Origin of the sequence: Herbaspirillum sp. UBA812 (assembly GCF_002296545.1) — a bacterium.
GTDB classification, from domain to species: domain Bacteria; phylum Pseudomonadota; class Gammaproteobacteria; order Burkholderiales; family Burkholderiaceae_D; genus Herbaspirillum; species Herbaspirillum huttiense.
This window is the reverse complement of sequence record NZ_DBIC01000297.1, coordinates 4,541-25,445: the sequence shown is the minus strand read 5'-3', so window position 1 is coordinate 25,445 and position 20,905 is coordinate 4,541. Positions and strand designations below refer to the sequence as shown.

At 61.9% G+C, this 20,905-nt stretch carries 21 protein-coding genes and 1 pseudogene; 6 read left to right on the top strand and 16 right to left on the bottom strand.

What is annotated here, in order from left to right; genetic code table 11:
• The 7 genes and pseudogenes from B3873_RS20560 to iscR form a co-directional block, all read right to left on the bottom strand.
• Window positions 1-97 (bottom strand): annotated as a pseudogene (locus B3873_RS20560) (molecular chaperone HscA); the annotation flags it as partial.
• Between the two features lie 45 nt (window positions 98-142).
• On the bottom strand, window positions 143-769 hold the full coding sequence (locus B3873_RS20555; protein WP_286868694.1) for a LysE family translocator: 627 nt from the start codon (window positions 767-769) through the stop codon (window positions 143-145).
• A 13-nt stretch (window positions 770-782) separates the two neighbouring features.
• Window positions 783-1,298 carry a Fe-S protein assembly co-chaperone HscB gene (hscB, locus tag B3873_RS20550; RefSeq protein WP_209535665.1) on the bottom strand — a complete coding sequence of 172 codons (516 nt, stop codon included), beginning with the start codon at window positions 1,296-1,298 and terminating at the stop codon, window positions 783-785.
• A gap of 190 nt (window positions 1,299-1,488) precedes the next feature.
• Entirely contained in the window at window positions 1,489-1,812 is a 324-nt protein-coding gene (gene iscA, locus B3873_RS20545) for an iron-sulfur cluster assembly protein IscA (protein ID WP_006712826.1), read from the bottom strand.
• 54 nt (window positions 1,813-1,866) lie between these two features.
• Window positions 1,867-2,265 (bottom strand): Fe-S cluster assembly scaffold IscU, encoded by a 399-nt coding sequence (iscU, locus tag B3873_RS20540; protein WP_034331342.1) that lies wholly within the window; start codon window positions 2,263-2,265, stop codon window positions 1,867-1,869.
• Window positions 2,266-2,346: 81 nt separating this feature from the next.
• Entirely contained in the window at window positions 2,347-3,600 is a 1,254-nt protein-coding gene (locus B3873_RS20535; RefSeq protein ID WP_286868688.1) for an IscS subfamily cysteine desulfurase, read from the bottom strand.
• A 17-nt stretch (window positions 3,601-3,617) separates the two neighbouring features.
• Complete coding sequence (gene iscR / locus B3873_RS20530; protein ID WP_034331344.1) at window positions 3,618-4,112, bottom strand: Fe-S cluster assembly transcriptional regulator IscR; 495 nt, start codon at window positions 4,110-4,112, stop codon at window positions 3,618-3,620.
• Between the two features lie 338 nt (window positions 4,113-4,450).
• Here iscR and B3873_RS20525 point away from each other — a divergent pair, with 338 nt between their 5' ends.
• Both B3873_RS20525 and kdgD read left to right on the top strand, forming a co-directional pair.
• Window positions 4,451-5,218 carry a FadR/GntR family transcriptional regulator gene (locus B3873_RS20525; RefSeq protein WP_121042135.1) on the top strand — a complete coding sequence of 256 codons (768 nt, stop codon included), beginning with the start codon at window positions 4,451-4,453 and terminating at the stop codon, window positions 5,216-5,218.
• Window positions 5,219-5,494: 276 nt separating this feature from the next.
• On the top strand, window positions 5,495-6,415 hold the full coding sequence (gene kdgD, locus B3873_RS20520) for a 5-dehydro-4-deoxyglucarate dehydratase (RefSeq protein ID WP_088757000.1): 921 nt from the start codon (window positions 5,495-5,497) through the stop codon (window positions 6,413-6,415).
• 157 nt (window positions 6,416-6,572) lie between these two features.
• On the opposite strand, the gene B3873_RS20515 is transcribed toward kdgD, so the two are convergent.
• From B3873_RS20515 to B3873_RS20500, 4 genes are all read right to left on the bottom strand, one after another.
• Window positions 6,573-8,342 (bottom strand): methyl-accepting chemotaxis protein, encoded by a 1,770-nt coding sequence (locus B3873_RS20515; protein ID WP_286868684.1) that lies wholly within the window; start codon window positions 8,340-8,342, stop codon window positions 6,573-6,575.
• 304 nt (window positions 8,343-8,646) lie between these two features.
• Window positions 8,647-9,756, bottom strand: a complete 1,110-nt coding sequence (locus B3873_RS20510; RefSeq protein ID WP_286868682.1) for a lactonase family protein — start codon at window positions 9,754-9,756, stop codon at window positions 8,647-8,649.
• A gap of 80 nt (window positions 9,757-9,836) precedes the next feature.
• Window positions 9,837-11,405, bottom strand: a complete 1,569-nt coding sequence (gene garD, locus B3873_RS20505; RefSeq protein WP_286868680.1) for a galactarate dehydratase — start codon at window positions 11,403-11,405, stop codon at window positions 9,837-9,839.
• 76 nt (window positions 11,406-11,481) lie between these two features.
• Window positions 11,482-12,822 (bottom strand): MFS transporter, encoded by a 1,341-nt coding sequence (locus tag B3873_RS20500; RefSeq protein WP_286868678.1) that lies wholly within the window; start codon window positions 12,820-12,822, stop codon window positions 11,482-11,484.
• A 344-nt stretch (window positions 12,823-13,166) separates the two neighbouring features.
• Between B3873_RS20500 and B3873_RS20495 the strand changes: the two genes are divergently transcribed.
• Window positions 13,167-14,225, top strand: a complete 1,059-nt coding sequence (locus B3873_RS20495) for a permease (RefSeq protein ID WP_276837342.1) — start codon at window positions 13,167-13,169, stop codon at window positions 14,223-14,225.
• Between the two features lie 6 nt (window positions 14,226-14,231).
• Here the strand turns inward: B3873_RS20495 and mnmH are convergent, their stop codons facing one another.
• From mnmH to B3873_RS20470, 5 genes are all read right to left on the bottom strand, one after another.
• Complete coding sequence (gene mnmH, locus B3873_RS20490; RefSeq protein WP_286868675.1) at window positions 14,232-15,323, bottom strand: tRNA 2-selenouridine(34) synthase MnmH; 1,092 nt, start codon at window positions 15,321-15,323, stop codon at window positions 14,232-14,234.
• Window positions 15,323-16,357 (bottom strand): selenide, water dikinase SelD, encoded by a 1,035-nt coding sequence (gene selD / locus B3873_RS20485; protein ID WP_286868673.1) that lies wholly within the window; start codon window positions 16,355-16,357, stop codon window positions 15,323-15,325. Before selD ends, mnmH begins: the two co-directional genes overlap by 1 nt.
• 90 nt (window positions 16,358-16,447) lie before the next feature.
• Window positions 16,448-16,594, bottom strand: coding sequence for a hypothetical protein (locus B3873_RS20480; protein ID WP_286868671.1), 147 nt, complete (start codon window positions 16,592-16,594; stop codon window positions 16,448-16,450).
• Between the two features lie 238 nt (window positions 16,595-16,832).
• Complete coding sequence (locus tag B3873_RS20475; protein ID WP_286868669.1) at window positions 16,833-17,414, bottom strand: nucleotidyltransferase domain-containing protein; 582 nt, start codon at window positions 17,412-17,414, stop codon at window positions 16,833-16,835.
• A 298-nt stretch (window positions 17,415-17,712) separates the two neighbouring features.
• A complete protein-coding gene (locus tag B3873_RS20470) occupies window positions 17,713-17,994 on the bottom strand; it encodes a hypothetical protein (protein ID WP_286868666.1) in 282 nt (93 codons plus the stop codon).
• A 72-nt stretch (window positions 17,995-18,066) separates the two neighbouring features.
• Between B3873_RS20470 and B3873_RS20465 the strand changes: the two genes are divergently transcribed.
• The 3 genes from B3873_RS20465 to B3873_RS20455 all read left to right on the top strand — a co-directional run.
• A complete protein-coding gene (locus B3873_RS20465; protein ID WP_286868664.1) occupies window positions 18,067-18,360 on the top strand; it encodes a hypothetical protein in 294 nt (97 codons plus the stop codon).
• Between the two features lie 81 nt (window positions 18,361-18,441).
• Complete coding sequence (locus B3873_RS20460; RefSeq protein WP_286868663.1) at window positions 18,442-19,437, top strand: hypothetical protein; 996 nt, start codon at window positions 18,442-18,444, stop codon at window positions 19,435-19,437.
• On the top strand, window positions 19,434-20,905 hold a 1,472-nt coding region (locus tag B3873_RS20455), incomplete at its 3' end, for a hypothetical protein (RefSeq protein WP_286868662.1). The genes B3873_RS20460 and B3873_RS20455, both read left to right, overlap by 4 nt.

The window sequence follows — 20,905 nt, the reverse complement described above, 5'->3', positions numbered from 1 at the left end:
CCAGCGAATTGGTGGTGCCCAGGTCGATGCCGACGGCCAGACGACGCTGGTGTGGCGCGGTGGACATGCCCGGTTCGGAAATCTGCAGTAAAGCCATAAGGTGTGGACTCGTCGTGGAGCGTTGGGGCGAAGTGACTCGCCGTTATTCAGGTAAGGCCATCCGGATGCCCAGGCCGATGAAGGCACAGCCTGCCAGGCGATTCAGATGAACGGAAGCGGAAGCGCGACGGCGGAAGACCGCACCGACGGCACCGGAAAAGAGCGCGATGGCGCTGAAGATGACGAAGGCCTGGACAATGAACACCAGCGCCAATATCAGCATCTGCAGGGCTTCATGGCCAGCCTCGCGCTGCACGAACTGCGGCAGGAAGGCGATGAAGAACAGCGTCACCTTCGGGTTGAGCATATTGGCCAGCACGCTCTGCCAATAGATGCGGCGCAGCGGGACGGCAGCAGCGCCCTGCCCGTCTGCCGACAGCGCGATGCCGCTGGAAGCCGAACGCAATGTGCGCACACCCAGATAGGCCAGATAGGCGGCGCCTGCATATTGCAGCGCGTGGTAGGCCGGCGGGTAAGCCTTGATGAGGGCGGCAAAGCCCAGCACGGCCAGCAGGGTATGGAAGATCAGTCCCGAACAGAACCCGGCAGCAGCCACCAGCCCGGCCTTGCGCCCTTGGACGATGCCGCGCGTGAGCACGTAGATGTTGTCCGGACCCGGTGCCAGGGTCAGCGTCATCGCGGCCAGCAGGAACAGGAACAGATCGGGCATCGAGCGTCTCCCATCAGCCTTCGATCAGGGCGAAGGCATCGCCGATCTCTGCCCCGAACTTGTCGAGGAACATCAGCTGCCGCACCAGCGTGCCGGCAGCGGCGTAGTCGCCCGCATCCAGCAGCGCTTCGATGCGTGCGATCTCGGCTTTCTTCTCGGTTAGCAGTTCGGTGTTGAGCTGTTCCAGGGCATCGATGTCCTTGCCGGCCTTGGCGTCGTCAAGCGTCTCGCGCCATTCCATCTGCTGCATCAGGAAACCGGGGGCCATGGCGGTGTTGGATTCGGTCTGCAGGTCCACGCCGTGCAGTTCGCACAGGTAGCGCGCGCGCTTCAAGGGATTCTTCAGCGTCTGGTAGGCCTCGTTGGCCCGTGTGGCCCACTGCATGGCCACGCGCTTTTCGGCATCGCTGGCGTGCGCGAACTTGTCCGGATGCGCCTGGCCCTGCACGCTGTGGAAAGCCTGCTCCAGCGCCTTCTGGTCGATGGCGAAACGTTGCGGCAGATGGAACAGGTCGAAGTGGTTTTGCATGGCTGAAAAATAAAAAGCCTGTCGGACTGCAACAGGCTTGGCACATCAGGGACGGCGGACGGTGACCAAGTCGGCCCCGCAGGGAGCAATCACGAGGCTGTCACAGGGCTATCACGGTCCGGCTAAGCACTGGGGCCGCCTGCACCACAAAGCCGGTACGACGGCATCGACAAGAAACTGAAAATGCAGGTCAGATGCGGAAGCTTTCGCCGCAGCCACATTCATCCTTGACGTTCGGATTCTGGAACTTGAATCCTTCGTTCAGTCCCTCCCGGGCGAAGTCCAGCTCGGTACCATCGATGTAGGGCAGGCTCTTGGGATCGACGAAGACGCGCACGCCATGCGACTCGAAGACGGTGTCTTCGGACGATTGTTCATCCACATACTCCAGCTTGTAGGCCAGGCCGGAACAGCCGGTGGTGCGCACACCCAGGCGCAGGCCGATGCCCTTGCCACGGCGCTCCATGTAGCGGCTGATGTGTTTTGCTGCCTTCTCTGTCAACGTGATTGCCATGATGCTTGCCTTACGAAATCGAAAACGGCCTTGCTGTCCTGCCCGTCAAGCCGCTCAGGCGGCTTGCTGCTGTTCGCCGTGCTTGGCCTTGTAATCCTGCACGGCGGCCTTGATGGCGTCTTCGGCCAGAATCGAGCAGTGGATCTTCACCGGCGGCAGGGCCAGTTCTTCGGCGATCTGGGTGTTCTTGATGGACAGGGCTTCGTCCAGGGTCTTGCCCTTGACCCATTCGGTCACCAGCGACGACGAAGCGATGGCCGAACCGCAGCCGTAGGTCTTGAACTTGGCATCCTGGATGACGCCATCAGCGCCGACCTTGATCTGCAGCTTCATCACGTCGCCGCAGGCCGGTGCGCCGACCATGCCGGTGCCCACGGTGTCGTCGCCCTTTTCGAAGGCGCCGACGTTGCGGGGGTTTTCATAATGGTCGAGTACTTTTTCGGAATAAGACATGTTCTTTGCTCCCTAGATGATGGTTTCGGCCATCGCCCCTGCCCTGCTGCGGCTGCTGGCGATGGCTGGCAGAATCCTGGTTTAGTGGGCTGCCCACTGGATGGTGGACAGGTCCACGCCGTCCTTGTACATGTCCCACAGCGGGGACAGCTCGCGCAGCTTGCCGACCTTGCTCTTGATCAGCTCGATGGTGAAATCGATGTCTTCCTCGGTGGTGAAGCGGCCGATGGTGAAGCGGATCGAGCTGTGCGCCAGTTCGTCGCTGCGCCCCAGGGCGCGCAGCACATAAGACGGCTCCAGGCTGGCCGAGGTGCAGGCCGAACCGGACGAAACGGCGATGTCCTTGATGGCCATGATCAGCGATTCACCTTCCACGTAGTTGAAGCTCACGTTCAGGTTGTGCGGCACGCGGTGATCCATGTCGCCGTTGATGTAGGTCTCTTCAATCTCTTGCAGGCCCTTGGCCAGGCGGTCGCGCAGGGCGCGGATGTGCGCCAGCTCGCTGTCCATTTCTTCACGCGCCAGGCGGAAGGCTTCACCCATGCCCACGATCTGGTGGGTAGCCAGGGTGCCCGAACGCAGGCCGCGCTCGTGGCCACCGCCGTGCATCTGCGCTTCGATGCGCACGCGCGGCTTGCGGCGCACGTACAGCGCACCGATGCCCTTGGGGCCGTAGGTCTTGTGAGCCGAGAAGCTCATCAGGTCGACCTTCCAGTTTTCCAGGTCGATCTTGACCTTGCCGGTCGCCTGTGCGGCGTCGCTGTGGAAGATGATGCCCTTGGAGCGGCAGAACTCGCCGATTTCCGGCACCGGCTGGATCACGCCGATTTCATTGTTCACCAGCATGACCGATACCAAGATGGTATCCGGACGCACGGCGGCAGCGATCTGCTCGACGGTGACCAGGCCATTGTCCTGGGGCTGCAGGTAGGTGGCTTCGAAGCCCACGCGTTCCAGCTCGCGGAAGGTATCCAGCACCGCCTTGTGCTCGGTCTTGACGGTGATGATGTGCTTGCCCTTGGACTTGTAGAACTGCGCCGCACCCTTGATGGCCAGGTTGTTGCTCTCGGTGGCGCCGGAGGTCCAGATGATCTCGCGCGAATCCGCGTTGACCAGCTTGGCCACTTCTTCACGCGCCTCTTCCACGGCCTTTTCAGCAGTCCAGCCGTACATGTGGCTGCGGGAAGCGGGATTGCCGAACTGCTCGCGCAGGTAGGGAATCATCTTGTCGGCCACGCGCGGATCGACCGGGGTGGTCGCCGAGTAGTCCATGTAGATCGGGAAGTGCGGAGCCTTGATGGTCTCCAGCAGGCTTTTTTCCAGGGGTGCGTTCATAAGGTCCTTGCTCCAAATCAGGCTGCGGCTTGCGGGCGGTGCATCACCACCACGCTCTGCGAGTCGGCGGCACGGTGTTCGGCCGCCTTGGGTTCTTTTTGCTGGTCCACCAGGTCCTGGAGGGATACCGAATCCAGGTACTCGACCATCTTTTCGTTCAGGGTGGACCACAGCTCATGCGTCATGCAGCGTGCGCCGCCCGGATGCGCCGCGCTGTGGCAATTTTCCTTGCCACCGCACTGGGTTGCATCCAGGGGTTCGTCCACCGCGATGATGATGTCGGCGACCGACACGTCAGCCGCCTTGCGGGCGAGATTGTAACCACCGCCGGGCCCCCTCACGGACTCGACGATCTGGTGACGCCGCAACTTGCCGAACAACTGCTCCAGATATGATAAAGAAATTTCCTGGCGCTCGCTGATGGCCGACAGCGTGACGGGGCCCTTGCCCTGGCGCAACGCCAGGTCAATCATCGCAGTCACGGCAAAACGGCCTTTGGTGGTAAGACGCATGAAGTTCGCTCCAGAAACAAATGCACCGGCGGGGCCGGTTACCCTGAATTCCCGAATATTTGAGTCAAGTATAGCAAACCCGAGTAATTCTGTCAGGTACCCTGCCTTTTCCTTCATATCGACTAAAACCCGGCCTGGCGCAAGCCGTCGTCAAATTCACCTGAAACTTGTCTGACCTCTTGCGCAAAGTGCGCTACTCTCACGGCTACGGCTGGTCCTGGCGTCGTGGCGGCTTATCGATCTGGTAAGATGGCGCGACTATGTTCACCCCGCCTGATGCGGACCGATCACAACCATTCACAATCCGGTCTGCCAGCGCTCCCGAGAAATAAAACGATATGGATGTAAGCGATACCCCCAACCCGCTGCTGCGCCCGCGCCGCAAGCCTCAGAGCCTGTCGCAGGAAGTGGTGGCGGCGCTGACCGCAATGATCTCCAACGGCAGCCTCAAGCCGGGCGACAAGCTGCCCACCGAATCCGAGATCATGCAGACCCAGGGCGTCTCGCGCACCGTGGTGCGTGAAGCCATCTCGCGCCTGCAGGCGGCCGGACTGGTGGAAACGCGGCACGGCATCGGCACCTTCGTGCTGGAGGTCAAGAAGGGTTCCAACATCAACATCGACCCGGCCACCATCACCACCATGCGCGACCTGCTGGCGCTGCTGGAGCTGCGCATCAGCCTGGAAACTGAAACGGCCGGCCTGGCCGCATCGCGCCGCAGCGATGCCCAGCTGCAGGAAATCCGCGAGGCGCTGGACCTGTTCCACGCCAACCAGAAAAGCGGCGGCGACACCGTGGGACCGGACTTCCGTTTCCACTTCGCCATCGCCAACGCCACCGGCAACCGCTATTTCATCGAGATCATCAGCCATCTCGGCATGGGCGTGATCCCGCGCAAGCGCATCAATACTGCCGAGCTGGCGCATGACCAGCAGGCCAGCTACCTGGAACGGGTGCAGCGCGAGCACGAAGACATCTATGAGGCCATCGCCCGCGGCGATGCTGAAGCCGCCCGCGCCGCCATGCGCAATCACCTCACCAACAGCCGCGAGCGCCTGCGCCGCGCGCAGCAGGAAGCTGAATCGGGCACCGCCGGCAACGCCTGATCCCGCGCAAGTCCGGCCGGTCCGTGCTGCACGGATCGGCCGCTTCCGTTCTCTCCCCCTCTTCAGCAAGCCTCCGCCATCCGACGATCTCCTCGGCCCGGCCGGCCGGGAATCCCGCCCTCCACCCTGCGCAAACCATCACAACAAAGTACTGGCTTTCTGAAATCTTATGTTGTACGATGACTGATATCCTAATTGGATACAAGAAGATCAGAGACAACATTCATCCTATTTGCCTCGTTTTCCAACCCATTCCTAACGGCGTCGAGCGAAACCATGTCCCAGTACACACCCCAAGACCTAAAACAGATCCTCTCTTCCGGCCTGCTGTCGTTCCCGCTGACGGACTTCGACGAGCAAGGCGACTTCCGCCCCAAGACCTACATCGAACGTCTGGAATGGCTGGCGCCCTATGGCGCGAGCGCGCTGTTCGCCGCCGGTGGCACGGGTGAGTTCTTCTCGCTGGTCCCGGGTGAATATTCGGACATCATCCGCACCGCCGTCGACACCTGCCGTGGCAAGGTGCCCATCATCGCTGGTGCCGGCGGCTCCACCCGCGCGGCCATCGCCTACGCCCAGGAAGCCGAGCGCCTGGGTGCCCACGGCATCCTGCTGATGCCCCATTACTTGACCGAAGCCAGCCAGGACGGCATCGCCGCCCACGTGGAAGCGGTCTGCAAGTCGGTCAACTTCGGCGTCATCATCTACAACCGTGCGGTCTGCAAGCTCAATGCCGAGACCCTGCAACGCCTTGCTGACCGCTGCCCCAACCTGATCGGTTTCAAGGACGGCATCGGCGAGATCGAACCGATGGTGCATATCCGCCGCAAGCTGGGTGACCGTTTCACCTACCTGGGTGGCCTGCCGACCGCGGAAGTCTATGCTGCCGCCTACAAGGCGCTGGGCGTGCCGGTGTACTCCTCGGCGGTCTTCAACTTCATTCCCAAGACCGCCGTCGAGTTCTACCAGGCCATCGCCAAGGAAGACCACGACACCGTGGGCAAGCTGATCGACGACTTCTTCCTGCCCTACCTGGCCATCCGCAACCGCAAGGCCGGTTACGCCGTCTCCATCGTCAAGGCCGGTGCCAAGATCGTCGGCCATGACGCCGGCCCGGTGCGTACGCCCCTGACCGACTGCACGCCGGAAGAGCACGAAGAACTGGCTGCACTGATCAAGAAGCTGGGTCCGCAATAAAGACTGTCTGATCTGATCGGCAGTACCCGAGGGAGGGGCCGCAGGCAGCTGCGGCCCCTCCCTTTTTGGGCGATATGAAAGAAAGTGCAGGCCCTGGCCGAAAAAAAACCTCCGTGGCCTGAGCGACGGAGGTTTTCGTGAAGGAATGCACCAATGATCAGAACTCTTCCCAATCCTGTGCATCGTCCTTGATGCGGCTGCCCGGCGCAGGCGGCGCGGCCTTGGCCGGCTTGGCAGGCGGCAGCTTGGGAGCAGCCTTCGGTGCCGCTGCTGCGGCAGGCGCAGTCTTCAAGGCAGGTGCAGCAGGTGCAGCCGGGGCCGGCGGCGGTGCCATCGGTGCCGGGCGCGGCTTGGCCGCCGGGCTGGCCACCTGATGCGCATCGATCTTGAAGATGCTGACCGCGCCGACCAGATTGGTGGCCTGTGCCTGCAGCGATTGGGCCGCAGCGGCTGCTTGCTCCACCAATGCGGCGTTCTGCTGGGTCACTTCATCCATCTGGGTGATGGCGCGGTTGACCTGCTCGATGCCGGTGCTCTGCTCACGGCTGGCTTCGGCGATCTCGCCCACGATGTCGGTGACGCGCTGCACGCTGGTGACGACTTCGCCCATGGTGGCCCCGGCTTGTTCGACCAGTTGGCTGCCGGCCTCGACCTTCTCCACCGAGGCATCGATGAGCGACTTGATTTCCTTGGCGGCGGCGGCTGAACGCTGGGCCAGCGAGCGCACTTCGGAAGCCACCACGGCAAAGCCGCGGCCCTGCTCACCGGCACGGGCGGCTTCCACCGCGGCGTTGAGCGCCAGGATGTTGGTCTGGAAAGCGATGCCGTCGATCACGCTGATGATGTCCACGATCTTGCGCGAGGATTCATTGATGGCCTGCATGGTATCGACCACCTGCGATACCACTTCCCCGCCCTTGCTGGCGGTGGAGGACGCCGAATGCGCCAGCTGGTTGGCCTGCAGGGCATTGTCGGCATTCTGCTTGACGGTGCCGGTCAGCTGCTCCATGGAGGCCGCGGTTTCTTCCAGCGAGCTGGCCTGCTGCTCGGTGCGCGAGGACAGGTCCATGTTGCCGGCGGCGATTTCCTTGGCGCTGGTGTCGATGCTGTCCGAACTGCTGCGCACGCGCGAGACGGTGGTCAGCAAACCCTGCTGCATGCTTCGGATGGCCGAGAACAGGCGGCCGATTTCATTGTCGCTCTTGACCTCGACCTTGGTGCTCAGATCGCCATTGGCGACCAGGTCCAGCAAGTGCACGGCGCGGTTGAGCGGGGTCAGGACGATGTTGCGCAGCAGGAAATGCACACCGATGACCAGGAACATGGCCCCGATCAGACCGGCCACCACCAGCCAGACCACCAGGTTGTACTCGCGCTGACGCTCGGCCGTGGCCTTGTCATTGAGCTCCATGGCGCGCTTTTGATAAGCCTCCAGCGCCGTGGAGAAGCGGGCTCCGCCCTTGCTGATGAAATTGTTGTTGAGCTGGGAATAGCCCTGCGCGTCGCCGGCCTTGAGGGTATCCGTGGCCTTTTTCAGAATCTCGTTCAGGGCCTTGGCTGATTCGATCAATTCGGTCTTGGTAGCCGGATCCTGGCCCTCCAGGTCGGGCAGCTTGGCGTATTCATCCAGATACTTCAGGCTGCGGTCATAGGTCATCTGGGCGCTCTTCAAGGCGGACTCGATGACGGCCGCATCGCCCTTCTCCATCAGCGTCGAATAGATGCGCCCATGGGCGGCCCGGGTACGGGTGGTATCCTTGTAGGCGTCATTGATCAGCAAGGTGCGCTCGGTGATCTCGTGGACATATTCAGTGGACTGGTTGGCTCGGCCCAGTGCAAAGATACCCACGCCAGCCCCTACTACGATCATGCATGAAAACAGCGCAAGCGCGCTCATCAGGCTGAAGCGAACCGTCAGATTTCGCATTCCCTCTCTCCGCTTAATTTTGATACAACAAGTGAAATGAACAACATGGCGCAGACGATACAACACCGCGTCGCGCTTCATATCGGCGGCAAACCCACCAAAACTCCCCCAATTCCCGGTTAGGGCAGTCAGCAAATATCCGTTTTCGCATTGTGCACCGGCAACACCCGGGGCTGGCTGTTTTGGATCAAGCCTGATTCATATGGCGGGGCACAGATGTGAAAAAGCTTGCCGAAATGACATTCGGCAAGCCCGAAAAACAACATATTGAGGTTTTTGAGGGTGAAGCAAAACCCTTCAGGTATCAGCGTACGCGGGGCAAGTCGATGATCTCGACCCAGTTCGGATTGCGTCCCAAGGTGTAGCGGAAGACCGGCGTGAGCGCCCCGCTGTCGCGGTCGATGGCATAGCTGGTCAGCCCTGCCTTCTGGCCGACGGCCAGCAGGTAGCGTCCTTGCGGATCGATGTTGAAACCGCGCGGCTGGGTTTCGGTGGGGATGTTGAGGATGCGGGTGAGCTTGCCGCTGGCCGGGTCCACGCGATAACCGGTGAGGGTGTTGGAGCTGCGCTCGGTGGCATAGAGGAAACGGCCATCCGGGGTCAGGTGCAGGTCGGCGGCCGCCAGCTGTTCGCTGGTCTTGAAGCCTTCGGGCAGGGCCGAGTCGCTGGCCAGCAGGGTCAAGGTGCCGGACTGGCGATCGTAGGCGTAGGTGTTGACAGTGGCGTCCAGCTCATTGGTCGAATAGACGAAACGCTGGTCCGGCGAGAACACGAAATGGCGCGGCCCGGCACCGGCCTTGGTGGCGACCGACGGCGGACTGTTGGGCGTGACCGTGCCGGTGGCCGGGTCGAAACGGTATTGCAGGATCACGTCGCTGCCCAGGTTGCTGGCAAAGACGAAAGCATTGTCAGGAGAAACCTGCACGGAATGCGCGTTCTTCCCGGTCGGGATCACCGCCAGCGGCGGGGCCTGCACGATACCGTCCGTCCCGATGGCATTGACCGAGATCCTGTTGCCGGAGTAGGACGCGGCCAGCAGGTAGCGCCCGCTGCGGTCGGTGGCAATGTTGGCCATGTTGTCGGCCAGCGGCACCTTGGACAGCGCCTTGAGCTTGCCGCTGGCGGGATCAATGGCATAGCTCACCACCGAATACGGCTGGCCGCGCAACGCGGCATAGAGGAATTTGTGATCGGGACTCAGGGCCAGCGGCATCACGGTGCTGCCGGTATCGACCTTGTCGATCAGGTTGACGCTGCCATCGCCATTGAGCCGGAGCACGTAGATGTCCTGGCTGTCCGCATTGGAGACGTAGGCGACGGTGGCCGCACCGGCATGCGCGGCGGCCAGGCTGAGGGCGGAAGTGGCAATCAAGGTGGCGAAGCGGGAAGAAGGTGAAGAAAGGGAGTTGCTCATGCGGTCTCCTGGCGAATCATATTGTTGTTGGCATGACGATGGAACAAAAAAAGGACCCGCAAGCGGGCCCCAAGGGAGGATCAGGTCACGGGTGCCGGATTGAACAGGGTCAGTGCATTGTGCAGCTTCCACTGTTCGGCCCAGGTGCGCTTCTTGCCGCTGGCCACGTCCAGCATCAGCTGGAACAGCTCCCAGCCGACCTGCTCGATGGTGGCCTCGCCGCTGGCGATGCGACCGGCGTTGACATCCATCAGGTCATGCCAGCGCCGCGCCAGGTCATTGCGGGTCGCGACCTTGATGACCGGCACAGCCGCCAGACCATACGGCGTACCCCGGCCCGTGGTGAAGATATGAAGATTCATGCCGGCCGCGAGTTGCAAGGTGCCGCAGATGAAGTCGGAGGCTGGCGTGGCCGCATAGATCAGGCCCTTCTGCTGAAGCTTGTCGCCCGGCGCGAGCACGCCCGAAATCGGGCTGGAGCCGGACTTGACGATGGAGCCCATGGCCTTCTCGACGATGTTGGCCAAGCCGCCCTTCTTGTTGCCGGGGGTGGTGTTGGCGCTGCGGTCGACACCGCCCTGCTTCAGGTAATTGTCGTACCAGTCCATCTCGCGGATCATGGCCTGGGCCACTTCCTCGTTGACCGCGCGCGAGGTCAGCTGGTCGATGCCATCGCGCACTTCGGTCACTTCCGAGAACATCACCGAGGCGCCTGCGCGCACCAGCAGGTCGGTCGCAAAGCCCACTGCCGGGTTGGCCGTCACACCCGAGAAGGCGTCACTGCCGCCGCACTGCACACCCACCACCAGGTCCGAGGCCGGGCAGGTTTCGCGGCGGCGCTTGTTCAGTTCAGTCAGGCGCGCCTCGGCCATCTTCATGATGGAATCGATCATGGAGTTGAAACCGACGTGTTCCGCATCCTGCAGGCAGACCACATAGGGCTCGCCGGCCTTGTGGATGGGGATCATGTTTTCCGGCAGCAGGCGGTTGGGCTGCAGCTTTTCGCAGCCCAGGCTCACCACCATGGCCTGGCCGCCGAAGTTGGGGTTCAGGCTGATGTTGCGCAGCGTACGGATGGGGATGCCGGCGTTGGGCGCATCGATGGCCACGCCGCAGCCATAGGTGTGCTCCAGCGCCACCACGTCTTCCACATTGGGATACTTGGGCAGCAGCTCGGCGCGGATGCGCTTGACTGCGTGCTCCACCACACCGGCTACGCACTGCACGGTGGTGGTGATCGCCAGCAGGTTGCGAGTGCCCACCGAGCCATCAGCGTTGCGATAGCCCTCGAAGGTATAGCCGTCCAGCGGCGGCTGCGGCGCCGGCTTTTTGGTGGCGATGGGCAGATTGTCGAGACCGCGCGCTGGCGGCATCTGCACCAGCGATTCCTCGATCCAGCTGCCCTTGGGAATGTCACGCACGGCGTAGCCGATGGCCACGTCATAACGCACGATGGCCTCGCCCTGCTTGAGATCGCGCAGCGCGATCTTGTGGCCCTGGGGCACGCGGTCGACCAGGGTCAGGCCATCGGGGAAGACGGTGCCGGCCGGCAGGCCTCCGTCATTGACGACGATGGCGACATTGTCGGTGTCGTTCATCATGATGTAGCGCGGTGTGAATGCCTGGCTGGCGGCGGTATCGGTGCTCATGCTAAGTCCCATGCGACAGAATGCTGCAATTCAAATGAAGGGCGGCCACTGCAACAGCGGCCGCTCGTAAAACGGATCAGGCGTCCTTGAGTTCGACGCGCTTGATTTCCTTGACGATGACAAGATAGCTGATCACGGTCACCAGTGCATTGATGCCCACGAAGACCAGCGCACCGGCAAAGGAACCGGTTTCCTTGACGATGTAGCCGATCACGATCGGGGTCGTGATGCCGGCCACATTGCCGAACATGTTGAAGAGGCCACCGGACAGGCCCACGATCTGCTTGGGCGCGGTATCGGCCACCACCGCCCAGCCCAGCGCGCCTACGCCCTTGCCGAAGAAGGCCAGGGCCATGATGCCCACCACCATCCACTGCGCATCGACGTAATTGCACAGGATCATGGTCATCGACAGCAGCATGCCGCCCACGATGGGGATCTTGCGCGCCCAGGTGACGGACATGCCGCTCTTGATCAGGCGGTCCGAGATCAGGCCGCCGACCACGCCGCCGATGAAGCCGCACACCGCCGGGATCGAGGCCACGAAACCGGCCTTGAGAATGGACATGCCGCGCTCCTGCACCAGGTACACCGGGAACCAGGTCAGGAAGAAATAGGTGATCACGTTGATGCAGTACTGGCCGATGTAGACACCCAGCAGCATGCGGTTGGACAGCAACTGGCGGATGTAGCCCTTGCCCTTGGTGGAAGGTGCGGCGACCTTCTTGTTGTCCATGTCGACCAGGCCGCCGCCGGATTCGATGTGCTCCAGTTCAGCCGGGTTGATGCGCGGATGGTCCTTGGGACTGTAGATGATCTTGCCCCAGACCATGGCCAGCAGGATGCCGACCACGCCCATGACGGTGAAGACATGGTGCCAGCTGTAGGTGTGCACGATCCAGGCCATCAGCGGGGTGAAGATCACGGCCGCGAAATACTGCGCCGAATTGAAGATGGCCGAAGCGGTGCCGCGTTCCTTGGTCGGGAACCAGGCGGCGACGATGCGGCCATTGGCCGGGAAGGACGGCGCTTCGGCCAGGCCCACCATGAAGCGCAGCAGGAACAGCGCGATCACGGCCGCACCCGTGCTCATCCACGTCACACCGGCCTGCAGGAAGGTGAAGAAAGACCACAGGGCAATGCTCCACATGTAGATCTTCTTGGAACCGAAGCGGTCCAGCAGCCAGCCGCCCGGCAGCTGGGCCAGCACGTAGGCCCAGCTGAAGGCCGAGAAGATGTAGCCCATGGTGACCGGGTCCAGCGACAGCTCGGTCTTCATGGCCGAACCGGCAATGGAAAGCGTGGCGCGGTCAGCGTAGTTGACGGTGGTGACGACGAACAGCAGGAACAGGATCAGGTAGCGGATATGGGTCGGTTTGCCGGCCGCTGCCCCGCTGGGGGTGTTGCTTTGCGCCAATTGGATTCTCCAGGTCTCTCGCCATCCGCTCCGCCTGGCCGGCCCCGAAGCGCCGCCGCAGGAACGCGGGCGGACTGGCATCGGGACTTGCCGGAAGTGTCTCTTGGCGTATTGTTGTGTGTTGGGGTGATTGTTATAAGACGTCATACAACAGCAAGCGCAGTATAACAGGACACGAAACGGACGCAAGCGGTGAATGTGAAGGAATCTGCACTTCAGGCCGCTGGCACGGGGCAACACGGTTGTCTGACATGTCCTTCTGGCGCACTGACGAAGTGGCGCGCGGCAGGTATCATGCGCGCACTCTCCTGCTCTCCCACTATTCTTTACCACCAGATCTTCCCATGACCTTCTCATCCTCCGCCTCGCGCGGCTCTTCTGCCTGGCTCAAGCCGCTGCTGTTCATCCTGGTGGCGGCCATCGGCCTCTACTATGTGAAGTGGTCGCCCTACTACCTGAAATCCTTCGTGGCCGCCGACAAGCACAGCATTGGCGGCTCCATCCTGGCCAATGCGCCAACCGCTCCGTGGTCGGCTGCGCTGGAATATGCCACCGTCTACTTCCTGGCCATCTGGAAAGCCGCCGTGCTGGGGGTCCTGCTGGGTTCGCTGGTGCAGGTGCTGGTGCCGCGCGACTGGCTGCTGCGGGTGTTCGGCCGCGCCGGCCTCGGCTCGACCCTGCGTGGCGGCCTGTTCGCCCTGCCCGGCATGATGTGCAGCTGCTGCGCCGCACCGGTGGTGGCGGGCATGCGCCGCCAGCAGGTGTCGGTCGGGGCGGCGCTGGCCTTCTGGATCGCCAACCCGGTGCTCAATCCGGCCACGCTGGTGTTCATGGGCTTCGTGCTGGGCTGGCATTTTGCCGCGCTGCGTTTGGTGGCCGGCGTGCTGCTGGTAGTGGGTGTGTCGCTGATCGCGCAACGTGTGGCGCAGACCGAGACCCTGCCGCAGGCCGCCCTCGATGCGGTGGCCGCCGCCGAATATGAACCGATGGACGATGGCCGTCATTTCCTGGTCCGCTGGGGCAGCAAGCTGTGGCAACTGTTCTGGACCACGGCACCGGTCTACATCGTGGTGGTGCTGGCGCTGGGCGCGGCCCGGGTGTGGCTGTTCCCGCAGGTCGATGCGAGCATGGGCAACAGCCTGCTGTGGATCGTGGCGCTGGCGGTGGTGGGCACGCTCTTCGTGATTCCGACGGCCGCCGAGATCCCCATCGTGCAATCCATGCTCTCGCTGGGCATGGGCGTGGGGCCGGCCGTGGCGTTGCTGATGACCTTGCCCAGCATCAGCCTGCCGTCGCTGCTGATGCTGCGCAAATCCTTCACGCCGCGCGTACTCACGACCGTCACCCTGCTGACCATGCTCATCGGCGTGGTCAGCGGGCTGGTGGCGGTGGTGCTGCTGTAAATTGATTCAGGGCCGATACTGGCGCAGGAAGCCGACCACCTCGGTCTGCTGTCCTGCGAACAGCAGGCGGGAGCGCTTGGACTCGCGCTGGAAGGCATAGATGGGATCGTAGTATTCCGCCAGCAAGGCATCGATCCAGGCCCGGTGCAGGTCGACCACGCCGTCTTGTTCCTGGCGCGCCAGCGCCGTTTCCATCATCTGCAGCAGGCGGCGGTAGCGCTGGTCGCCGAGGCGCTTGACCAGCTTGCCCAATGCAGCAAGCAGATGCGCGCGATAGCGTTCAAACCCGTGGCGCGGATCCAGCGCCACGTATTCCTCGCAGAGCCCACTGACGTAATCGCGCAGGATGCGCTCCACGCGCCCTTCGCGGCTGTCTTCCAGCCACACCATGGGCAGGCTTTGCATGCGTTGGTGCAAGGCCAGCGGCAAGGCACAGGCACCGATCAGCCGGCTTTCGTCTTCCAGCGCAATCCAGTGATGGCCCTGTGCTTGCAGTTTGATGAGGGCAATGGCCAGACGGTGTTCGAAATCGATGGGCGCAGGCTGCGGGCTGGCGCGCTTGCCGAAACTGGAGCCACGATGATTGGCGTAAGCCTCCAGGTCCAGCGCGTTGTCGAGCTGCAGCAGCACGTCGGTCTTGCCGCAGCCGGTCATGCCGCCCACCACCACGAAGGAACACTCGGCCAAGGCCTGGTCGATGGCTTCCATCAGGAAGTGGCGCAGCGCCTTGTAGCCGCCGGCCACGCGCGGATAGGCGATGCCGGCTTCGCTCTTCAACCACTGCTGGGTGATCTGCGAGCGCAGGCCGCCGCGGAAGCAATACAGGCAGCCTTCCGGATGCGCTTTGGCGAACGCCGCCCACGCCGCAATCCGCTCTTGCTTCACCGCTCCGCCGACCAGTTGATGACCCAGCTCGATGGCCGACTGCTGGCCCTGCTCCTTGTAGCGCAGGCCGACCTGATGACGCTCGCTGTCATTCATCAGCGGCAGATTCACCGCAGTCGGAAAGGCGCCCTTGCCGAACTCCACCGGCGCCCGTGCATCCAGCATGGGCGTATCGGCGAGGAACAGCTCGCGGCTGGGCTGCAGATCGGCCATTAAAGCACCTCTACGGCGTAGCGCTGTCGTTCCACCAGTTCGCCGATGGGGGCCAGTTCCAGTCCGAGGGCAGCGGCGGTGGCCAGGAATTCCGGATTGGCGTCGGGCCGCACCGCCACCAGCAGGCCGCCGCTGGTCTGGGGATCGCACAGCAGGTTCTTCTGGGCTTCGCTGAGCGGGCTGATCTTGCTGCCGTAGCTCTCGAAATTGCGCCCGGTGCCGCCCGGCACACAGCCTTCAGCCAGGTAGTAAGGCACGCCCGGCAGGCTGGGCACCAGCGCGTGCTGGATGCGTGCGCTCACGCCGCTGCCTTCGCACATTTCCACCAGATGGCCCAGCAGGCCGAAGCCGGTCACATCGGTCATCGCAGCCACGCCCGCCAGCTTGCCGAAGCGGCTGCCGGGCTGGTTGAGCTGGCACATCCAGTCGCGCGCCGTGCCGACATCTTCAGGGCGCAGCTTGCCCTTCTTTTCTGCTGTGGTGAGGATACCGATGCCCAGCGGCTTGGTGAGGTAGAGCAGGCAGCCGGCACTGGCGGTGTCGTTGCGCTTCATGTGGCGCTTCTCGACCACACCGGTCACGGCCAGGCCGAAGATGGGTTCCGGGGCATCGATGGAATGGCCGCCGGCCAGCGGGATGCCGGCCGCATCACAGGCGGCGCGGCCACCGCGCACGACTTCGCGTGCCACTTCCGGCGGCAGCACGTTGACCGGCCAGCCGAGGATGGCGATGGCCATGAGCGGATCGCCGCCCATGGCGTAGATGTCGCTGATGGCATTGGTGGCGGCGATGCGGCCGAAGTCGAAGGGATCATCGACGATGGGCATGAAGAAATCGGTGGTCGAGACCACGCCACGCTCTTCATCGATGGCATAGACGGCGGCGTCATCGCGCGATGCATTGCCAACCCAGAGTTTGGGATCGAGATGCTGGGCACCGCTGCCGGCCAGGATGACTTCCAGCACCTGCGGCGAAATCTTGCAGCCGCAACCGGCACCATGGCTGTATTGGGTCAGACGAATGGGGTCGCTCATGGCAAAGTCCTGGCTGGTCGGGGGATGCCGATTCTAGCAGCGATTGCGGCCCCAGGATGAGCCCAGGTCACTCCGAGGGCAGCCGGGCAATCACAACAGGCGCTCCAGCACCTCAGCACAGCGAATCACTTGCTGGCCGAGATCTTCGGTTACCTCGTCACTGCCTTCGTATTCAAAGCCATTGCGAACATCGTGCGCGCGCGCGAGCAAGCGCCAGATGTCGGGGCCGACTTCCAACGTATGAGGCCACTGGAACACCACATAGCGGCTGACGGGCCGGAACCCATGACGCCGCAAGGCCGCCAGCGAGAAAGCATACGCCGCACTGTAGCCGAGCAGGAAGCGGCCGGATAAAGAAAGGCCTGGTGCCGATGCATCTTTGAGCCGATCCCTGCCACTTTAGCGATGGGTATCGATTTCAGTCGCCGAAGGAGGCTCCGACTTCAGTTGACCCAATCTGAGGAGATTTTCAAGCTCATTGCGCCCCATCCTGTGCTCCGATCAATTCGATTTTCGGACCAGCCATCACGGAAACCAGAAAATGATTCCGTGCCGCGATCTTTTTCCGGAATTCAGCGGGACGATACACCGTCAGCGAAATCTTCCTGCCCAGTCTTGCCTCCAGCGCCACCAACTCAGGGTAGAGATCGGCACTGCCAAGGTCATCGGCCAGCACCAGCAAATCGATGTCACTGGCCGCCGTATCCAAGCCCTTGGCAACCGATCCATACAGGAAGGCGCGCTCTATGCGTTCCGAAAAAGGCAGAAGCATAGCCTTGATCGTATCGGCGACGCCAAATGTCTTGCGAACAATGGCACTCAGTTCCGAAAAGATTGGAGAGTCGGGATTGGGCTTGTAGAGCAAGACGCGTCCCACCTCTTCCCGCAGCAAGAGGCCGGCCTCGGTCAACTTGCCCAGTTCGCGCTGAGCCGATGCCGAGCTGATGCCGGTGCTGTTCATCAGTGCGCGCAAGTGCATGCCCTCCGGCCGCAGGAACAGCTGACCGAGAATGGCTTGGGTGGATTTGGAGAACAGGGCGTCACCGAGGGTGCTCATGCGCTCAATTCTAGCTCAATTGCGCTAAATTTGAGCACAAGCAAGCAGAGGCGATGTCCGCAGGAGCGCCAAAAACAAAAAAGCCCCGCAAGAAACTTGCGAGGCTTTCGTATTCTGGCTCCCCGACCTGTTCACACAACGAACCAGCCGGCCGCAATTTATTCGCATTCCACTGCCACAGAACCTCCGCAGTTTGAACGCAGCATGATGAAGACTTTCAGCAACAAACGGTAAGCCACAACATCACCCATCCAATACCAGCGCGGCATTCAGACGCAAAACCCCCGTCCTACGCACACTACGAACCGCCAGTTCCGCGCTTTCCAGGCCTCGGCCAAGCCTCCTTCACCTCTTCTTTTAGCTCGCTTTTTATCCATGACAGGGTGCCCGGCGAATTGGGAAAATAGAGGTACTCGGCATGCTTCACGTCCCAATAGCGCTGGTTGATAAAGAACTTCAACCGGCGGATTTCCCACAGAGCAATTCTCATCTCGGGAGACTTGTTTTTCTCCCACAGGCCGCGCAGCTCGGCAGAACTCAGGGGGTGCAGGTCGGGTGGAAATCTTGGAGGAAGCTTCATAGGTGAGTAAACTACTGTATTTTTAAACAGTAGTCATCTACCCCCCCCTCTTGCTGCTTTTGGCGTATGCGCATGATCTCCTCGGTGCTATTTCAGCCCAGCAATCAATCCGACGAAAGGACCACCATGCCAAAGATGCGCGCCAAGGTGCAGCTCGCCAAAATCGAGCAACACCCCTCCTGCGAGATTCTGCAGTTCAACGCTGTCGCTGCCTCGAAATATCCAGACGACGGTAGCGACGAAGACAACACCTTCGCAAAGTTTTCGCCCAGCGCGACCTTCTCGATCACCGTGGCGAACCCGGCGCTGATCGGTAGTTTCAAGGTCGGCGAAAAATACTACGTGGACTTCTCCCCTGCCGACTAAACACCGGTGACACGCCCCCCCTCCTTCTGTATTGACGGAGGGGGCACACTGGCTCAATCCCCAGAACTGCATCTGAGCCAAGTGTCGAAACGCAAACAAAATCAAGCCCTTACCGAGGTCACATTCCAGTGCGGATGCGGAAAATTCAAGGCCGCGCCGGATCGGATCGAGGACGCGCCGGAGGATGAATATCATCCCTGGCGCTATTTCGCTGTTTGCCCACGCTGCGGTACCGAGAGCAATCAGGCAGCGTGGGAGCGGGCGCTGCTCAAGGCCTGGAGCAATTCCACTGGCCCCAAGACCGCCGCCGGCAAGGCCGCCAGCGCGGCCAATCTGGAGGGCCATCCGACGAAGGAAGAATCTCTTCGCACCCGCTTCAATGCCATGAAGCACGGGGCATCTGCGAAGGTCGCCACCTACTTCCCTGCACGCCCGGGGAAATATGCCCTCTGCAACACCTGCGATGTAGACCGCGTCTGGTGCCAACAGCAGCCCTGCTGCGTCAAGCAGACGCAGAACTTCATGCTCCACCAGGCCGCTTTCGAGCAACGCAAGCCAGGCGTGCTGCAAGGAATGTATTCGGAGATGCAGGCGGCGGTGTATTCCATCCTGCAGCAGATCATCCTGACGATCATCAACGATGGCGTGAAAGTCGAGCGCCCCGAGTTTCATTTCGACGCGAATGGCACGCTTTCACTGGCGCGTTTCACCGACGAATATGGCGAGCAGCGCACCATCACCGAGATTTCAGCTCACCCGCTCCTCAAGCCTCTGACTGATTTCCTGAGCAAGAACAATCTGACGCTTGCGGACATGGGTATGACAAACAAGGTGGTCGACGAAGAGGATATCTTCCCCGGGCACCTCGGCAGCTCTACCGCTGCACCGGCGATCAGCGTCGACGAGTATCAGCGCAGGAAGCTGGAAGCCCTGGAAGACCTCCGTAACAAGGTCATGCGGGCGAACGCTTCGACTGCCGCCGATCCCATCCTGCTGGAGCATGAAGCAGAGAATGCCGGGGCCCAGGCACGGGGCGCGGCCGATGTGATCGATGTCCAGGCCGTTGAGAAGAAATGACCGGCCAGCGCGTCTCATCGCGGCAGCGCATCACCGTCTCAAACCGAGCGGAGGTGGAGATTCACCGCTTCAAGGATGATCACGCGCTCTGGCATAAGCATGTGCATGGCGTGGACTTGGACCCCGTTCAGATCTTGAAACAGATCGAGATGGACGAGCACCGCAACACGGTCGACTATTCCTGCCGCCGCGGCCGGAAGACCTCCGCCAAGGAGATGTATGCACTGAAATTCCTTGCGTGCCACCCTCACCAGGAGGAAGGCATCTTCGCTCCGCGCCAACAGCAGTCTCAAGCGAATCTCCGGTACCACCTGGAGGCGATCGAGCGCTCTCCTATTCTCAGCGCCTACATCAACTACAAGAACGGACGTCCCCAGAAGTCGGATACTAAGTACGAATTTTTCAATAAGAGTCGTGCGCAAGCGTACGGGATCATGTCCCAGATTGACGGCGATGGCCTCTCGCTCGCGTCCCTGGAAGAGATCGACGATATGCCCGCCGATCGCCTCTACTCTCGCCTGTTCCCGATGCTGGCCGGCACACAGCGCCTCGGCGCTCCCGATGGCACCGTCTTCGAGCCACAGATCCGCATCACCGGCGTATTCAAAGGCGCGGACACCCTCTCCGGCCTTATCGAATCAGGGGGTTACCACGTGCTGCCAGTCGTCAACGTGTACCTCGCGCTGGAGCTCGGCATTCTCGACCAAGCCTATATTCTGCAGAAGCGCAACGAGATGCCCGGGCCGGAATACATCCGGCAGTACGTATGCCGAAACATCCAGGCCCAGAACCACATCTGGGAAAAGTACATCCGCTTGGCCATGGCCATCGGCATGCAGGCACGCCTAGAAATCTCCGGGCCTCTTCCAGCGGCACGGTACAAGAAGCGCGGCAAGGTCTCCTTCGGTTATGACCACACCGGCCACGGAGAAAGCCTGACGGCCTCCCGCTCCGCGCTGGTCGTCACCGAGGAGCTGGGCAGCTTCATCGTGCCGATCTTTGCCCGGGCGTGGCCTGCCGGAACCGACGATAACGTGATCCGGCGAGAGCTGGTCGGCTTATGGCGCTACTTCATGCCGGATCACGCGCTGGGCGACGCGTACGGAGTGGGCATGCTGACGTCGGTGAACGACGATCTCTTTCATCAGGGTCTGACCGAGATCGATCGGCGCACGATTGCAGATGGCGAGAGCAATGCGTCCGCCTGGAGGGAATGGGCCTTCGCACCAATCCGCTTCGAAGGTATGACGAAACACAGCATGGCGTCTGCGCTGCGCGCGATCTTCCACAACAGGCGGGCGGCCATACCGGCATTCGATGAAGAGGGCGAGGACGATGTGAGCAAGGACTGGCGCGACCTCATCCGGCAGCTTGGGAACATCAAGGAGGTAGCGAACCAGACCGGCAGCTACCCCAGCTACAAGCAGGTCGATACGAAAATCGGCGACGACTTCTTTGATGCATTTTG

What these genes read in the sequence shown, in the direction of transcription:
- B3873_RS20555 (WP_286868694.1), bottom strand. Translation starts at nt 769, where the DNA reads ATGCCCGATCTGTTCCTGTTCCTGCTGGCCGCGATGACGCTGACCCTG.
- B3873_RS20475 (WP_286868669.1), bottom strand. Translation starts at nt 17,414, where the DNA reads ATGAGCACCCTCGGTGACGCCCTGTTCTCCAAATCCACCCAAGCCATT.
- mnmH (WP_286868675.1), bottom strand. Translation starts at nt 15,323, where the DNA reads ATGGCCGATCTGCAGCCCAGCCGCGAGCTGTTCCTCGCCGATACGCCC.
- B3873_RS20510 (WP_286868682.1), bottom strand. Translation starts at nt 9,756, where the DNA reads ATGAGCAACTCCCTTTCTTCACCTTCTTCCCGCTTCGCCACCTTGATT.
- B3873_RS20515 (WP_286868684.1), bottom strand. Translation starts at nt 8,342, where the DNA reads ATGCGAAATCTGACGGTTCGCTTCAGCCTGATGAGCGCGCTTGCGCTG.
- selD (WP_286868673.1), bottom strand. Translation starts at nt 16,357, where the DNA reads ATGAGCGACCCCATTCGTCTGACCCAATACAGCCATGGTGCCGGTTGC.
- B3873_RS20495 (WP_276837342.1), top strand. Translation starts at nt 13,167, where the DNA reads ATGACCTTCTCATCCTCCGCCTCGCGCGGCTCTTCTGCCTGGCTCAAG.
- kdgD (WP_088757000.1), top strand. Translation starts at nt 5,495, where the DNA reads ATGTCCCAGTACACACCCCAAGACCTAAAACAGATCCTCTCTTCCGGC.
- iscU (WP_034331342.1), bottom strand. Translation starts at nt 2,265, where the DNA reads ATGTCTTATTCCGAAAAAGTACTCGACCATTATGAAAACCCCCGCAAC.
- garD (WP_286868680.1), bottom strand. Translation starts at nt 11,405, where the DNA reads ATGAGCACCGATACCGCCGCCAGCCAGGCATTCACACCGCGCTACATC.
- B3873_RS20525 (WP_121042135.1), top strand. Translation starts at nt 4,451, where the DNA reads ATGGATGTAAGCGATACCCCCAACCCGCTGCTGCGCCCGCGCCGCAAG.
- B3873_RS20535 (WP_286868688.1), bottom strand. Translation starts at nt 3,600, where the DNA reads ATGAACGCACCCCTGGAAAAAAGCCTGCTGGAGACCATCAAGGCTCCG.
- B3873_RS20465 (WP_286868664.1), top strand. Translation starts at nt 18,067, where the DNA reads ATGATCTCCTCGGTGCTATTTCAGCCCAGCAATCAATCCGACGAAAGG.
- B3873_RS20470 (WP_286868666.1), bottom strand. Translation starts at nt 17,994, where the DNA reads ATGAAGCTTCCTCCAAGATTTCCACCCGACCTGCACCCCCTGAGTTCT.
- iscA (WP_006712826.1), bottom strand. Translation starts at nt 1,812, where the DNA reads ATGGCAATCACGTTGACAGAGAAGGCAGCAAAACACATCAGCCGCTAC.
- iscR (WP_034331344.1), bottom strand. Translation starts at nt 4,112, where the DNA reads ATGCGTCTTACCACCAAAGGCCGTTTTGCCGTGACTGCGATGATTGAC.
- hscB (WP_209535665.1), bottom strand. Translation starts at nt 1,298, where the DNA reads ATGCAAAACCACTTCGACCTGTTCCATCTGCCGCAACGTTTCGCCATC.